Annotated in this window: 16 protein-coding genes and 2 other annotated features (1 of these 18 running past the window's edge); of the genes, 3 read left to right on the top strand and 13 right to left on the bottom strand. The window is 44.5% G+C overall.

Features of this window, described 5'->3' with window-relative positions; genetic code table 11:
- Positions 1-9 precede the first annotated feature (9 nt).
- Positions 10-1,125 carry a peptidase MA family metallohydrolase gene (locus tag WC958_02760; protein MFA5629164.1) on the bottom strand — a complete coding sequence of 372 codons (1,116 nt, stop codon included), beginning with the start codon at positions 1,123-1,125 and terminating at the stop codon, positions 10-12.
- Positions 1,118-2,225 (bottom strand): peptide chain release factor 2 gene (prfB, locus tag WC958_02755; protein MFA5629163.1). Its coding sequence is split into 2 segments (ribosomal slippage): positions 1,118-2,158 and positions 2,160-2,225, totalling 1,107 coding nucleotides; the frame shifts between segments, so codons are not numbered across the junction. Before prfB ends, WC958_02760 begins: the two co-directional genes overlap by 8 nt.
- A gap of 346 nt (positions 2,226-2,571) precedes the next feature.
- Between prfB and rpsP the strand changes: the two genes are divergently transcribed.
- Together rpsP and WC958_02745 are read left to right on the top strand one after the other, a co-directional pair.
- Complete coding sequence (gene rpsP / locus WC958_02750) at positions 2,572-2,841, top strand: 30S ribosomal protein S16 (protein ID MFA5629162.1); 270 nt, start codon at positions 2,572-2,574, stop codon at positions 2,839-2,841.
- Positions 2,838-3,065 carry a KH domain-containing protein gene (locus WC958_02745; GenBank protein MFA5629161.1) on the top strand — a complete coding sequence of 76 codons (228 nt, stop codon included), beginning with the start codon at positions 2,838-2,840 and terminating at the stop codon, positions 3,063-3,065. Before rpsP ends, WC958_02745 begins: the two co-directional genes overlap by 4 nt.
- Before the next feature lie 146 nt (positions 3,066-3,211).
- Here the strand turns inward: WC958_02745 and WC958_02740 are convergent, their stop codons facing one another.
- From WC958_02740 to WC958_02695, 10 genes are all read right to left on the bottom strand, one after another.
- Positions 3,212-3,637, bottom strand: coding sequence for a F0F1 ATP synthase subunit epsilon (locus tag WC958_02740; protein MFA5629160.1), 426 nt, complete (start codon positions 3,635-3,637; stop codon positions 3,212-3,214).
- Between the two features lie 13 nt (positions 3,638-3,650).
- Positions 3,651-5,045 (bottom strand): F0F1 ATP synthase subunit beta, encoded by a 1,395-nt coding sequence (gene atpD / locus WC958_02735; GenBank protein ID MFA5629159.1) that lies wholly within the window; start codon positions 5,043-5,045, stop codon positions 3,651-3,653.
- A 9-nt stretch (positions 5,046-5,054) separates the two neighbouring features.
- Positions 5,055-5,912: an ATP synthase F1 subunit gamma gene (atpG, locus tag WC958_02730; protein MFA5629158.1), complete on the bottom strand. Its 858-nt coding sequence runs from the start codon at positions 5,910-5,912 to the stop codon at positions 5,055-5,057.
- A gap of 8 nt (positions 5,913-5,920) precedes the next feature.
- Entirely contained in the window at positions 5,921-7,432 is a 1,512-nt protein-coding gene (gene atpA / locus WC958_02725; GenBank protein MFA5629157.1) for a F0F1 ATP synthase subunit alpha, read from the bottom strand.
- A 39-nt stretch (positions 7,433-7,471) separates the two neighbouring features.
- Positions 7,472-8,002 carry an ATP synthase F1 subunit delta gene (gene atpH / locus WC958_02720; GenBank protein MFA5629156.1) on the bottom strand — a complete coding sequence of 177 codons (531 nt, stop codon included), beginning with the start codon at positions 8,000-8,002 and terminating at the stop codon, positions 7,472-7,474.
- A gap of 22 nt (positions 8,003-8,024) precedes the next feature.
- A complete protein-coding gene (atpF, locus tag WC958_02715) occupies positions 8,025-8,525 on the bottom strand; it encodes a F0F1 ATP synthase subunit B (GenBank protein MFA5629155.1) in 501 nt (166 codons plus the stop codon).
- Positions 8,526-8,550: 25 nt separating this feature from the next.
- On the bottom strand, positions 8,551-8,781 hold the full coding sequence (gene atpE, locus WC958_02710) for an ATP synthase F0 subunit C (GenBank protein ID MFA5629154.1): 231 nt from the start codon (positions 8,779-8,781) through the stop codon (positions 8,551-8,553).
- A 44-nt stretch (positions 8,782-8,825) separates the two neighbouring features.
- On the bottom strand, positions 8,826-9,782 hold the full coding sequence (locus WC958_02705; protein MFA5629153.1) for a FoF1 ATP synthase subunit a: 957 nt from the start codon (positions 9,780-9,782) through the stop codon (positions 8,826-8,828).
- A complete protein-coding gene (locus WC958_02700) occupies positions 9,782-10,003 on the bottom strand; it encodes an AtpZ/AtpI family protein (protein MFA5629152.1) in 222 nt (73 codons plus the stop codon). Before WC958_02700 ends, WC958_02705 begins: the two co-directional genes overlap by 1 nt.
- A 179-nt stretch (positions 10,004-10,182) precedes the next feature.
- Positions 10,183-10,755, bottom strand: coding sequence for a bifunctional nuclease family protein (locus WC958_02695; GenBank protein ID MFA5629151.1), 573 nt, complete (start codon positions 10,753-10,755; stop codon positions 10,183-10,185).
- A 216-nt stretch (positions 10,756-10,971) separates the two neighbouring features.
- Positions 10,972-11,220: a binding site (T-box leader), on the top strand.
- Between the two features lie 85 nt (positions 11,221-11,305).
- Here WC958_02695 and WC958_02690 point away from each other — a divergent pair.
- On the top strand, positions 11,306-12,667 hold the full coding sequence (locus WC958_02690) for a TrpB-like pyridoxal phosphate-dependent enzyme (protein MFA5629150.1): 1,362 nt from the start codon (positions 11,306-11,308) through the stop codon (positions 12,665-12,667).
- A 77-nt stretch (positions 12,668-12,744) separates the two neighbouring features.
- Here WC958_02690 and ileS read toward each other — a convergent pair whose 3' ends face one another.
- Positions 12,745-15,789, bottom strand: coding sequence for an isoleucine--tRNA ligase (gene ileS, locus WC958_02685; GenBank protein MFA5629149.1), 3,045 nt, complete (start codon positions 15,787-15,789; stop codon positions 12,745-12,747).
- 32 nt (positions 15,790-15,821) lie between these two features.
- Positions 15,822-15,938: a binding site (T-box leader), on the bottom strand; it runs 129 nt beyond the window's last position.

Raw genomic sequence — 15,938 nt, 5'->3', positions numbered from 1 at the left:
CATCTGCCGCTAATTAGCGTATACTCCGCTAATATACGAATGCCACTTGGTGTTTAAGGTTTTCAAATCAAACCCGTAAACCTCTAAAAAGGCGTTATCGTAAGTTGACCCGTTTTTGAATACCCTCAACAGCTCGTGGATTTTGGCTTGACCGTACTCTTCAATTAAGAAAGCAACCAGGCTGTAGCTTTCGGCATACGACAAATAGCCAAGTTCGGGAGCAGCAGAAAACGGGCTGCACAAACTCTGTACCGACAGCAATGTTCCATCGGTAACCGCCGACTTTAAGAAATATTCGTATTCCGATTCCAAATCACCCTCGGCATACATCGATATCCCTTCGTTTAACCAAATCGGAATGCTGTTATAAGGATTTGAAGTCATTTGATGGGTAACCAAATGCGCTATTTCATGCGCCAGCGCCCTTTTACCCCATTCAACAGAGGTTGTTGAAATTCCGATGGCAATCACTCCGTAAGCGGGGTAAGCCACACCGCCTGTCCATTCCTTGGCAAAAAGCATCGCTTTTCTTAATGCCGAAGAACTTGAGTAGATATAGATACGAATCGGGAATTCAAGGTAGGAACCCGTACTCTCCCCTAACCTTAAAAGGGTATCCTGGCATGTTTCCATTAACTCGGCGGCAAATTTTGTACTGCCTTGATACCAATATAAAGAAACATTATTTTCGTTTAAATTTTGCCAGTTGTAATTTCCATCGTTAAAACTAAACGGGGTTATTTCGGTTAAATACAGGTTGTCACTAATATCGATAACTGACCACCAATATCGGATAACCGTGCCGGATGGCATTGTACCGGTGGTGCGCATATCCCATTCCCAACTAAACTCGTAATATCGTTGAGGTAATGGATTGACGTACAGAATAATTTCTTGGGTAACTTCACTGAAATTTGCTCTTTCGACAAAAAAATGGAGCCTGACATCTTTGATTGCGATATCGGTTTCAATACCAAGATTAAACCGAATTGAATCGGGGAAAGAAACCGCTATCGAATCGTTGAGTTTAACGGCATTTAACGAACTGCTTTGCGCAAGAAACGGATTACAGGAGACTGTCATCAGTATTAGCGAAAGCAGAACAATTGCCGCTTTTTTAATCATTGTCATCTCCGAGCCCGGACCTTAAATAGGCGTTAATAAACCCGTCCAAATCACCTTCCAAGACCGCGTCCGGATCACCCGTTTGGTAATCGGTGCGGTGATCTTTAACCATTTTATAGGGATGTAAAACATAACTTCTGATTTGATTGCTCCAACCGGCAACGATACGTTCCCCTTTTAGCTTTGCCCTTTCCAAGGCACGTTTTTCAAGCTCTTGTTTGAGGAGCCTGGAAAGTAAAATCTTCATTGCCGACTCTTTGTTTTGGTGCTGAGAACGCTCGCTTTGACAGCTAACCACCGTACCGCTCGGGATATGAGTAATCCTAACCGCACTGCTGGTTTTTTGCACGTTTTGCCCTCCGGGACCACTGGCTCTAAAAGTTTCGATTTTTAAGTCGTCGGGGATAATATTGATATCAACATCCCCTTCCGCTTCGGGCATTACCTCAACCAAGGCAAACGAAGTATGGCGGGCATGATCGGCATCAAACGGAGAAAGGCGCACAAGCCGATGCACCCCGTGCTCCGATTTTAAATACCCGAAAGCAAATTCCTGCGCCACCGAAAGTATAACGGTTTTAATACCGGCCTCTTCGCCGTAGGAAATATCGAGCACCTCGGCATTGTACTTTTTATTTTCGGCCCAACGCAGATACATTCGTAAAAGCATCTCGGCCCAATCCTGGGATTCAACACCGCCGGCACCGGCATAAATTGAAATTATGGCTTTGTTCTTATCATAACCGCCGCTAAAAGATAACCTAAATTCCAGTTCTTCAATCTGAGATTCTATGGAATCGATTTCTTTATTGATTTCGCGGTCTAAAGAAGGTTCATTATCATCGGCAACAAGCTCCGCCAGTTCGGTTATGTCAAATACTTTGCACTCCAAACCGCGCCATTGTTCAACCGTTTTTTTAAGATCGGACAAAAAGCGCATAACCTCTTGAGCTTTTGCGGAGTCCTGCCAAAAATCTTCCGCTAAAATCTGCTCTTCTATCTCGGCAATCTGTTTTTCTTTGGCAGGGACGTCAAAGACGCACCAATGCTGATGAAATTCTTTGTTTAAAATCTTCCAATTTATTCGATAGCTCGCTCATAATACTCCTTAAAAAATTCTATCGGTTTAATTAGTTTAATTTATTAGCCTCTTTTATTACAAGTCATTATTTAAAAAGAGAGGCTCAAGGAAGATTTAGGATAACACCGTAAGCCCTCAAACGCTGTAAGAGCGGCTAGACGAAGATATCCGAGGCTTCATACGGGGCAAAGCTGGTTTTTGATTTTAAGCGCTCTCAAGTATTTACTTAAAAATCGGTATTGTTATGATTGAATTTTAGGCCGAAAGCAGGTATGATTTAGAGACGCAACATTTCAATACTGTTGACATGTACGTATATTTTGTTGCATAATACACGAAAGTAAGGTAGGAAAGAACTGTAAAATATGGTAAAAATCAGATTAAGACGTGTTGGCTCTATTAAAAAACCGGCGTATCGTGTCGTTGTTGCCGATTCGCGTTCACCCAGGGACGGAGATTTTATCGCAATTATCGGGCAGTATAACCCTATGACTGACCCTGAGACGGTAAATATCGACGAACAGGAAGCCCTAAAATGGCTCGGTCAGGGCGCCCAGCCCACGGTTACCGTTAGTCGCCTGCTTAAAAAAGCAGGAATTTTAGATAAGTTTAAGGCGACAAAGGAGAAATCATGAAAGAACTGGTAGAATACATAGCAAAGTCTCTTGTAAACTCACCGGATGCTGTGGTTGTGACTGAAGAAGACGGAGAAGAGGGAATCACCCTCAAGTTACAGGTTGCCGATGAAGATAAAGGCAGAATAATCGGTAAACAAGGCAGAATTGCCCAAGCAATCAGGACTTTAATCAGAGTGAAAGCCGCCAAAGCCGGAACTCGCGCCACTCTTGATATAATCTAGTTTACATCCGTTAACAGATAAATAAATTCCGAACTACGGCAAATCACAAGGCGATTTGTACGGTTTGTTGTGTCTTAGCGGTAAAAGAAGAAATGAAAAAGGATGGGATAAAACCCATCCTTTTTTTAATCTGTAATTAGAACGATTTAATAACGCGGGGTCTTTTTCTTACGCCTTTCGGCAACCTTAAGTCTGACCAAAGAGCGGCGTAAAGCGGCTTCCGAGGCACCGATATCTTCGCCTGAGGCATATTTCTCAGACATCAATTTTTCGGCGCGTGCCTTAGCTTCTTCGGCTCTGGCAATATCAATCTCTTCTGCCCTTTCGGCGGAATCGGCTAAAACAATTACACCCTCGGGGCGGACTTCCAAAAAGCCGCCGGAGATAGCAAGCGAATACTCTTCGTTGCCTTTGCGGGCAACCAGCTCACCCGGTTGGAGCATAGTCATTATCGGCGCATGATTGGGGAGGATACCGAGTTCGCCCTCAATTCCGGGGGCAATAACGATATCCACATCATCGGAATAAACCGACCGCTCAGCCGTTACGATATCCAATTTAATTGTACTCATATTAAGCCCTCGCTTATTCCGCTCTCAATGCTTCGGCAGCTTCCAAAACGTCATCAATAGTACCGGCCATATAGAAAGCCTGCTCCGGTAAATCATCGTGTTTACCGTCAAGAATTTCTCTAAAGCCTCTGATAGTTTCGGCAATCGGTACATATTTTCCGGGACGTCCGGTAAATACTTCACCGACAAAGAATGGTTGAGTTAAGAACCTCTGAATCTTACGGGCACGGTAAACAATAAGTTTATCGTCTTCGCCTAATTCTTCCATACCGAGAATGGCTATTACATCTTGCAAGTCTTTATATCTTTGCAGAATCCTTTGAACCTCACGGGCAACAAAATAATGTTCTTCACCGACATTTTCCGGAGCCAAAATCCTCGAGTTCGATGCCAGAGGATCAACCGCCGGATAAAGCGCCTGTTCAGCCAAAGATCTTTCCAGAGCAATAACCGAATCAAGGTGACCAAAAGTTGCCACAACACCGGGATCGGTATAGTCATCGGCGGGAACATAAATAGCTTGGAATGAAGTAATTGAACCCTGCTTGGTGGATGTAATTCTGTCTTGAAGCATACCCATCTCAGTCGCCAGCGTGGGCTGATAACCAACCGCCGAAGGCATACGACCAAGCAAAGCGGAAACTTCCATACCGGCCAGTGTGTAACGATAAATATTATCAATAAACATTAACACATCTTGCTTTTGGACATCACGGAAATACTCGGCCATTGTAAGACCGGTCAGAGCCACGCGTAAACGCACCGCAGGCAACTCGTTCATCTGACCGAAGACCATAACGGTTTTAGCCAAAACACCGGATTCTTCCATTTCTTTCCAGAGGTCATTACCCTCTCTGGAACGCTCTCCAACTCCGGCGAACACGGAATAACCGCCGTGCTCGGTAGCAATATTACGAATCAGTTCCTGAATAACGACGGTTTTACCGACACCGGCACCGCCTAACAGGCCGGCTTTACCGCCCTTGGCAAAAGGAGTGATAAGGTCAATAACTTTAATACCGGTTTCAAGCATTTGAACAGAAGATTCCTGCTCTTCAAAAGAAGGAGGATTGCGATGGATTTTCCACTTCTCTTCACTTTTAACTTCTCCGCGGCCGTCTAAAGCCGCGCCGGTAACGTCAAACAAACGCCCCAGACATGCCTCTCCAACCGGAACCATAATTGATTTCCCGGTATCCACCGCCTCTACGCCTCTGGCTAAACCATCGGTCGGGGTGAATGAAAGGCATCGCACCCAGTTATTACCCAGATGACTCTGGACTTCCAAGATAAACTTATCATCGCCGCTGCCGATTTCTACCGCATTAAAAAGTGCGGGCAGTTCGTCAGGCGGGAATTGAATATCAACAACCGAACCAATAACTTGGACAACTTTTCCTTTTGCCATTACTTCCTCCTACTCAAGAGCTGCTGTGCCACCGGTAATGTCCAGCAACTCGTTAGTTATCATTTCTTGTCTTGCTTTATTGTAAACCAGCGTCAAATCCTGAACCAATTCCTTGGCATTTTGCGTAGCATTACGCATTGCCACCATTCTGGCCGATTGCTCGCTGGCGATAGATTCCAAAATTGCGTGATATACCTTCATTTCCACAAAGCGAGGGATAAGCCCGTTCAAAACAGCAATTTCATCGGGCTCGTAGGTATAGGGAATATTTTCGGTGGGAGGAATTTTAGCCGGCTCAACGGGCAACAACTTCTCCATCACCGCTTGCTGTGACATTGTGTTAATGAATTTGGTATATGATATGTATACTTCGTCCGTATTACCGGCGGGAAATTCGTCAAGGACAATGTGAGAAATCGGTAAGGTCGAAAGCAAATCGGGATAATCTCCTAAACCCGTAAATTCCGCATCGATTTGACGGCCGGTTCTTCTTAAGAAATCCAAGCCCTTTTTCCCAACGGCAATAACGCCGACTTTGGTGTTTTTTTCTAAAATAAACCGACCGGTAACGCGGTTAATATTACCGACCAAACCACCGGCAAGGCCTCTATCGGGTGTTATATGAATTATAGTAATCTTTTTGACATCTTCCCTGCTTTCCAAGCACGGATGCAAGGGCTGCCCGGAAGTAAATGCCATCAAGTTGGAAATAACCTGCGTAATTTTTTCCGAATAAGGACGACCGGCCAAGCCATATTCTTGGGCCTTCCTCATTTTTGAAGCGGCAATCATTTCCATTGCTTTGGTAATCTTAGCAATGTTTTTTACGCCCCTTATACGGTTTCTTATCAGTCGTATGTTAGCCATTTACACTCCTAGACATACTTGAAGCTTTTCTTGAAATCTTCAATCGCTTCTTTCATTTCCTCTTCCATTTTGTCATCGAAGTTCTTTTCTTTTGCCAATTTCTGAACCAGTTCGGAGTGAGTTGAACTCATCGAACTAAGCAATCTGTTTTCGAATTCTTTGACCCTATCAACAGGCAAATCATCAATATAACCGTTGATAACGGCAAAGAGAATAATGACCTGCTTTTCAACCGGCATCGGTTCGAATTGGAGCTGTTTTAAAACCTCTTCAATTCTCTTGCCCCGGTCAATCTGCAATTTGGTTGCTCTATCAAGCTCCGAGGTACCAAACTGAGCAAAAGCGGCCAATTCCCGGTATTGTGCCATTGCCAATTTCAACTTGGCAGCCACTTTCTTCATAGCCTTGGTTTGGGCCGCACTGCCGACGCGGGATACCGAAATACCGATATTAAGGGCCGGTCTGATACCGGCGTTAAAGAGATCCGGTTCAAGGTAAATCTGACCGTCGGTAATTGAAATAACGTTGGTCGGGATATAAGCCGAAACGTCGCCGGCCTGTGTTTCAATAATCGGGAGCGCCGTAAGAGAACCGCCGCCTGACTCATCGTTGAGCCTGGCAGCCCTTTCCAACAAACGGCTGTGTAAATAGAAGACATCTCCGGGATAGGCTTCTCGCCCGGGAGGCCTTCTAAGTAAAAGCGATAACTGGCGATATGCCCATCCGTGTCGGGAAAGATCGTCATAAACAATCAGGGCATCTTTGCCGTTTTCCATAAACTCTTCGCCGATAGCACAACCGGCAAACGGAGCCAAATATTGTAAGGCAACCGATTCGGAGGCATTGGCAGCGACAACAATGGTATGTTCCATAGCGCCCTGTGCCTCTAAGTTAGCGACAATCTGAGCTACCTTGGCAGCCTTCTGTCCGATAGCGACATAAATACAATATAAATCGCCGCCTTTTTGGTTAACAATCGTATCCAAGGCAACCGCAGTCTTTCCGGTTGAACGGTCGCCGATAATAAGCTCTCTCTGCCCCCTGCCAATGGGAATCATACTGTCAATCGCTTTAATACCGGTTTGGACCGGGGTATTAACCGACTTACGTGAAACAACGTTGGCAGCAACTTTTTCAAGGGGGCGAGTACTTTGTGTTTTGATGGGACCCTTACCGTCTAAAGGCCTCCCCAGAGGATCAACAACCCTGCCGATTAAGGATTCGCCAACCGGAACCTCAGCGATTTTACCGGTGGCACGAACTTCGTCGCCCTCTTTAATGTTATCGGCATCGCCCAAAAGGATAGCGGCAACGCTGTCTTCTTCCAAGTTAAGCGCTATACCGACTACATCACCGGGAAACTCCAACATTTCATTGTATTTAACACCGGCCAACCCGTAAATTCTGGCAATTCCGTCGCCGACCTCAATAACCGTTCCGACGTCAACCAGATTTACCTGGGTGCCGAATTGTTCAATTTGTTGCTTGATGATTGAAACTATTTCTTGTCCCTTAGCCAAATTACCCACCTCCTGTGTACAGCTTGGTAGTTATACAAACTAACTGATTTCTTTTTTCAGATTATTTAAAGCAGTCCTCGTGCTGCCATCAAGCAACTTACCGCCAATCTTGACGACAACCCCACCGATTAACCCCGGATCGGTGCTTTCCGGTTCAATTACAATTTTCTTATTTAACATTTCACCCAAACGGCCGGCGATTTTTCCTCTCAAGGCATCGGTAAGAGGAACAGCGGTAACAACCTCGGCCCTCTCAACACCCTTGGTATCGTCAACCATTTGCTGATATTCGTTAATAATAGAAGGAAGCATATCTATTCTGCCGTTAGCCAATAATAAATAGATTAGATTAACAACTGTTTCCTCTACATTCGGCAACTTTCCGGCAAGCAAGGTTTCTTTTTCTTTGAAACTGATAACCGGGTTACTCAAATAAGCGAAAACAACAGAATCGAAATTAAGTTGAACAACATTCTCCAACTCAACCGATATTTCATCCAGCCTGTTTTTCTCTTGCGCTACGGCAAAGAGCGCCTGCGCATATCTTCTGGCAGAAAATTTTTTTGCCACTTTAACTCCAAAAACCGTTTAACTAATTTTTATTCAGAACGCTGCTTTCTTCAAGCACCTTGTCTATCAATTGGCGATGCTGCTCTTCGCTTAACGAACCGGCAATTACTTTACCGGCGGCAATTATCGCCAAATCGGCAAAAGCACTGCGAAGTTCTCCGATAGCTTCGTCGCGTTCTCTTTCGATTTCCGCTTTCGCCTTGATTAACAGCTTTTCGGCTTCAACTTTTGCATCCTGTTTTGCCTTCTGCTTGGTTTCTTCGGCAACGAGCGTAGCCTGCTCAACTATCTTTTGACCTTCTTTGCTGGCCTCGCCGATTAACCTTGCCGTCTCTTTTTCCGCAAGCTGCGCCTGTTCTTTTATTTGCTCCGTCTGGTCAATGCTTTCCTTAATTTTTGCCGAACGCTGGTCAAGCATATTCATAATCGGTTTATAGGCAAATATATACAACAGGACTAAAAGGAGCCCGAAGTTAAATATTTGTGTTATTAATAATGGTAAATTGATTCCTAATCCTTCCAAAAGGATCCTCCTCTATACTTCGCGACTAAACAACAAACAGAAGTAAAATAGTAATTACCAGAGCATAAATAGCACACGCTTCGGAAAGAGCAAGCGCCAAGATCATATTAGTAAAAATCTGACCTCTGGCTTCAGGATTCCTGGCAATCGCCTGAACAGCTCCGGCGCCAAGTACACCGATACCGATTCCGGGACCGATAGCACCCAAGCCCATACATAAACCTGCGCCTAATAATTTCAATGCTTCTACTTCCATATTAATGCCTCCAAAAAATTTTACTCTTTTTAAGTCTTTTTATATTAATCCTCTTGATGCGAGGGTGTAATAGCCATTTGAGTGAACACCAATGTCAGGCTTGAGAAAACAAGCGCCTGGATAAAGCCGACAAGGACTTCCAATCCGTAAAAAGGAATCGCCAACAGGAAAGGCGCGAGCGATAACATCATAAGAAGCAGTATCTCACCGCCGATCATATTGCCAAAAAGTCGGAAGGTAAAACTGACAATGCGCATCAGCTCACTGAAGAGTTCAATAATTCCGATGAAAATATCGATAAAACCGAGCAGCATACCGCCGATTCCGGCCTTAACATCTCCCTTTAGTAATTTACCGGTTGAAGATGTGAATTTACGGGTATTGGCAAACCTGCCAAAGTATTTGAAACCGTTAATTTTAATACCCCAATATTCAATAAAAAAGAACGCGAGGATTGCCAATGCCAACGGCAGGTTAATATCAGTGTTAGCGGCCCTAAAGAGTTCGGCTTCACCCTCGGCTGTATGAACAATAATAGACCCTACACCGGGAATTAACCCCATCCAAGCGTTGGTAATAACAAACAGGAAAATAGTGGTAACAAATACAAAGAACTTGCGCCCGTATTTTTCACCGACTACATCGTTGCATAAATCGCTGACATAGCCGATAACGGATTCAAGCGCCATTTGGAAGCGACCCGGAACCATTTTTAGTTTGCGGGTGCCAAAGTAAAACACAACCGTCAAAAGAATAATTGACAACCAAGCGGTTATGGTCGTGTTGGTAACGGGATAATTGAAAACATGAAACAGTGTTGATGCCGGAATTTCCGGACTCGGAGTGGGCACGGAAAGCCAAGCGGGAAGACCCAAATCACCAAAGAATACTTTACCGAGCGTACCGCTCAGGAAGCTGACAACCCCGATACCCAATAAAGCCAAAAGAATTATAATAGCAACTGGAAAAGAGCAACCCAAACAGCCTTTCTTTTTTGCCACTAGTCGTTCTCCTTGTCTTTCATAAGCACTAAAACCATCCTATACACACCGTAAAACGCTAAAATAAGCCCTAAGAATAATCCGATTAGTATAAAAATTGGCTTGGTATCAAATCTGTTATCAAGCCAAAGACCGCCGAGTGTACAACCTGCTATTGCCAGCACTATGTACCACCCCGCCCCTATAAACTGTACGGCTGAACGCCATTTATTAATCCTCACGGCTTAGTCAACCTGCCAGAAAGCATATCAAATTAAGACGCCTTAAGTCAAGCCTATAAAACAGTTTATTTCTTGTTATTAACACAAGCCTATACACACATTTGTGTATAACTTCAGTATACAAAAAGACAAAATAATAAGCCCCCATTTTTTTGAGGCTTATTATTATTTTTCAAAGTTTAAGATTTATGCTTCCCGAAATCATCCATATCAAGATTATCAATAAAATCGCGGAAAGCGGAAAGCCTTTTCATTTCTTCTTCGCTTACTTTGCCGCCCTTGCTTTCAATTTCACCGTAATCTTCTTTCGGCAAAATGGGGTCACCGGTTTCTTTGTCCTGATCCAGCGGGATTCCGGCCTTTTCCAAAACGGATTCGTCGGCAAATATCGGCGTGTCCATTCTTACTGCCAGAGCCAACGCATCGCTCGGCCGCGAATCGATTTCTTCTTGCCTGCCGTCGATATTAAGTATGATTTTAGCATAAAAGATATCGCTTTTAAGGTCATTTATAAGGATAGAATCAACCGTAACACCCGTTGTTGCCATTACCGTTTGCAACAAATCGTGAGTTAAGGGGCGAGGGACATTTTCTCCCTTAAGCTTTATAAGGATAGCCTTTGCTTCGGCCGGACCGATAAAAATCGGCAGAAACCGCTCGGCTGCTTTTTCTTTGAGAAGAACAACATACTGATATTCCATATTTCTGTTCATCATACCGATACGCACGCTGTCAACCGTCATCTCTACCATTAAAAACGCCTCCTCTGCAATCGTCAATCCAGCTTATTCTACCCTTTGCTTTCTTGATGTGTCAAGAAATTTAAATACAAATTTTTTATAAATTAAGCGAATCGGATTTCTTTTCAAAACGAATGTTAAATACTTTTTTGGAGAACCGTTTTTTATCTTTCGCAAGGGCTTGACAAACAGACAAGCAATGTTTTATAGTAAACCTCAGTTGAATATTCAAAGGCTGTGAACAGGGTTAGTAAGTTTTAAGACGGGGCACAGAGAGTCGGGTAAGGTGTGAGCCGATGCCGCCGCAGAAGCCGAATGGGCCTGGGAGCCGTAAGCCGAAAGATGTTACAAGTAGGCTTTACCGCAGAGGAAGCGTTATCAAATCCGAAGATATTCTTATGTATCTGAATTAAGATGGTCCGTTTTATTGCGGACTAAGAAGGGTGGCACCGCGTAGGTAGACCTTATGCCCCTTCAGCCGTTTGAGGTTGAAGGGGTTTTTTGTTATTAAGCGAATTCAAGCAATTAAAAATAAAAATTTATAAAAGGAAGGGAGACTAAAATGAAAAGAACAATGTTTTTTCTGGACCAAAAGGATATGCCCACAAAATGGTACAACATTTTGCCGGATTTACCCGAGCCGTTAGCGATTGACTTACACCCCGTTACCGGTAAACCGATAACACCGGAGGACTTAGCGCCCCTATTTCCGATGGAGCTGATTATGCAGGAATTCAGCCCGGAACGTTATATTGAAATTCCGGAGGAAGTTCAAGAAATTCTGCTTACCTACAGGCCAACCACCCTGCACAGGGCTTATCAATTAGAAAAAGCCTTGGATACACCTGCCAAGATATTCTACAAATACGAAGGGACAAGCCCTGCCGGCAGCCACAAACTCAATACCGCAATCCCTCAGGCTTATTACAATAAAAAAGAGGGCATTAAACGTATCAGCACCGAAACGGGCGCCGGTCAATGGGGAAGCGCTCTTTCAATTGCCTGCCAACTTTTCGATATGGAATGTAAGGTTTATATGGTTAAAGTCAGCTATAACAGCAAACCTTACCGCCGTATCTTAATGGAAACCTACGGTGCAACCTGTGTTGCTAGCCCCAGCATGGATACGCAGGCCGGAAGGGATATGCTGGCAATCGACCCGGATTGCAACGGCAGCCTCGGGCTGGCTATCAGTGAAGCGGTTGAAGATGCCGTTTCCCGAGATGATACCCATTATGCCCTTGGCAGCGTTTTAAATCATGTTTTACTGCACCAAACCATAATTGGTGAAGAAACAATCAAACAGATGGAGATGGCCGGTGAATATCCCGATATTCTCGTCGGGTGCGTCGGCGGCGGTTCGAATTTTGCCGGCTTATTTATCCCTTGGCTGAGAGATAAAATGAGCGGCGCCAAACCGGATATGCGCGTAATCTGTGTTGAGCCGACGGCAACCCCAACCCTTACCAAGGGACCCTTTGCTTATGATTACGGTGATGTTGCCGGGCTGACCCCTCTTCTCAAGATGCACACTTTAGGGCATAATTTCATGCCTCCGCCCGTGCATGCCGGCGGTCTGCGCTATCATGGAATGGCTCCTATCGTTTCGCATCTTTATAATCTTGGAATTATCGAAGCCAGAGCAGTACCGCAATTATCCACCTTTGAAGCCGGTATTTTGTTTGCGCGCACCGAAGGCATCTTGAGTGCACCCGAATCGACTCACGCAATTAGAGTTGCGATTGACGAAGCGGTTAAATGCAAAGAATCGGGCGAATCGAAAAATATCCTGATTTGTCTCAGCGGCCACGGACACTTCGACCTTTCCTCTTATGATGCCTATCTGCAAGGCAAGCTCCAGGATTTGGAATTTTCCGAAAAAGAAATGCAAGAAGCCTTAACAAAGTTACCCAAAGTCGGATAGATATAAAACACAATAACGTAAAAGAGGGGCGAAAATTTCGCCCCTCTTTTTTATTTGCAATCAAAATTTATTTTAAATTAATTTGCTTTAACAACAGCCAGTTGCATTTCATAACCGTTTATTTTGCAGCTTGCCGAACAGACACCCTCAGTAGGAACACCCAGCTTGATATCGTCGGAAAGGGTCTCGTGCTTAATATAATCAGCGTAATCGTTAATTACCTCCGCAACGTACCCTTCACCCTCATAGTAAGAAAGAATACGGTCGGCAATCTCAAAGCCGGCTTCCTTCCTCATGTTTTGTAGACGGTGAACAATCTCGCGCGCCATTCCTTCTTTGAGCAGTTCCGGAGAAACCTCAGGGTTAACAACAACGGAATAAACGGAATCGGTTTCAACAATAAACCCTTTTTCCTCCAGGTCGCAAAGATCGCTAATAACCTCGACATCTTTTATGTTAAGTTCATCAATAACCTGCGTTTTTACTTTTTCGAGGCTGCCTTTTTCAGCGCTTGACGATAATTTGACCTGTACCTTCTCCAGCGGTTGGCGTACTTTTAACTTTGCCCTGCTTCGGGCTGCCCTGCCTAAACTCGATAGCTTAATCGCCAATTTGGTTGCAATTGATAAATCTTCATCGATTTTTGTTGCATCGGAAATCGGAAAAGCCGCCAGATGAACGCTTATCGGAGCCTCTTTATCAACAGAGCGAACCAAATTCTGATACATTTCTTCGGCAATAAACGGCATTAGCGGCGCAATCAATTTGGTCAGAGTAACCAAACACTCGTACAGAGTGGCATAGGCCGACAGCTTATCAGTATCGTTTTCGCTCTTCCAGAAACGCCTGCGGCTGCGGCGGACATACCAGTTCGATAAATCTTCCACAAATGCATCGATGCGCCTGCCGGCTTCAGTCGGATTATAGGTATCAAAAGCGGTATCAACATCCGCAATCAATTTATTTAATTCGGAAATAATCCAAAGATCCAAGGTTGACGGAACGGTTTCGCCTTTTTCGGTTAGCGGATTATATTTATCGATATTGGCATAAAGAACAAAGAACGAATAGGTATTCCAAAGCGTAAGCATAAACTTATGCGTAACCTCTGAAACCAATTGTTCCGAAAAACGGCGGGCATTACCGGGAGGAGATGCGGTAAAAAGGTACCAGCGCAACGCATCTGCTCCGTATTTATTTAAAATCGGCCAGAACTCGACAACATTCTTTTTGCTTTTACTCATCTTTTCGCCTTTGGCATCCAAAATATGCCCCAGGCAAATAACATTTTTATAGCAAGGGCGGTCAAATAATAAGGTCGATAAAGCGTGCAGGCTGTAAAACCAACCGCGTGTTTGGTCAACCGCTTCACAAATATAATCAGCCGGGAATCTGCCGTCAGCAAGAAGCGTATCGTTTTCAAACGGGTAATGATACTGGGCAACAGGCATTGCCCCCGAATCAAACCAGCAGTCAATTACCTCCGGCAAACGTTTCATTTTGCCGGTACAATCGGCACAATTGAAGGTTAAATCATCGACATAAGGGCGATGCAAATCGACCGGTTCGGAAAAACCCGAAAAGCCCTTTTTATTGTTTAATTCTTGCAAGCCGCCGATGCATTCCAACTGCCCGCAGGAATCGCATTGCCAAATCGGTAACGGGGTTCCCCAATAACGCTCTCTGGAAAACGCCCAATCGACATTGTTTTTAAGCCAGTCACCGAAACGCCCTTCCTTAATATGGTCCGGATACCAATTTACGATTCCGTTATTCTCAACAAGCCGGTCTTTTACGGCGGTGGTACGGATATACCAACTCTGTTTTACGTAGTAGAGCAAGGGCGCATCACAGCGCCAGCAAAACGGATAAGTGTGGCTGACAGTGGAACTGCGGAACAGTAAACCCATCTCATCCAACTCTTGGATAATCATTTGATCGGCCTTTTTAACAAATTTACCGGCAAAGCTGTAATTACCGATAACCTTACCCTGTAAATCAACCGTTTGCACAAAATCCATCAGGTTTTGCATACCGGCTTCGAAGTCTACCTCACCGAATGCAGGGGCAATATGAACGATACCGGTTCCGTCTTCCATAGAAACAAAATCGGTTCCCCAAACGCGATAAGTTAAATTATCATCAACGGGCTGCAGCTCCAATTCGGAGCTGTTAGGGGTTATAAAGCGCAGGCGCTCCATTCCGTAACTGTGAGGGTTATAAAGTGGTTTATATTCCAACCCGATAAGGTCTGAACCCTTTAGGGTTTGGAATACGCGGTTTTCATCAGGCATAACGGAACTTAACAGAGCGGTTGCCATAATGATATATTCCCCGTTAACCTCAACGATTGAATATTCGGAAGACGCCGAAACCGCCAGGCCGGTATTACTGGGTAAAGTCCACGGGGTTGTCGTCCACGCCATCAGAAAAAGCGGTTTTTCGGCAAGTTCGGGGTTTATTTTGGCGGAGGATTGAGGGATTACCCGAAACTTAATATAAACCGAGGGATCAACCGTATCTTCTTTATAACCGAGCGCAACCTCGTGAGAACTAAGCGAAGTACCGCAACGCGGGCAATGAGCCGCCGTTTTATAACCCTTATAAATTAAGCCTTTATCCCAAAGCTGTTTAATAATCCACCAGCCGGATTCTATATAATCGTTTTCCATTGTGATATAAGGATGGTCCATATCGCACCAATAGGCGATACGCTCCGTCATTGCATTCCAATCTTCCAAATAACGGAAGACGCTTTCACGGCATTTGGCGTTAAACTTATCGATACCGTATTTTTCAATATCGGATTTGTTGGTAAAGCCGAGCTCCTTTTCAACACCCAGCTCAACCGGCAAACCATGCGTGTCCCAGCCGGCAATACGCGGGGCATAATAGCCTTTCATCGTTTTATAGCGAGGGATAACATCCTTAAATATACGCGAAAGGACATGATGAATCCCGGGGTTGCCGTTAGCGGTCGGCGGCCCTTCGTAAAGTACAAAACGAAGGCAATTACTGCGCTCTTCGATACTTTTATTGAAAATATCTTCTTGGCGCCAAAATTCAAGAATATCCTCTTCTTTTTTGGCAAAATCTACTTTGCTGTTAACCGGTTGAAACATATAAACTCCTTATAAAAAAAATCCCGCCCCCAACTAGGGACGGGAAAAATTAACCCGCGGTACCACCCCGATTCCTCTCTAAAAAGAGGCACTCGATAAGGTGTCAAACACCTTTTGTCAGCTATAACAGGCGACAACTCCGTCCAAAT

This window comes from Dehalococcoidales bacterium, assembly GCA_041656115.1.
Classification (GTDB): Bacteria; Chloroflexota; Dehalococcoidia; order Dehalococcoidales; family UBA5627; genus UBA5627.
This window is presented reverse-complemented; position numbering and strand designations above follow the sequence as displayed.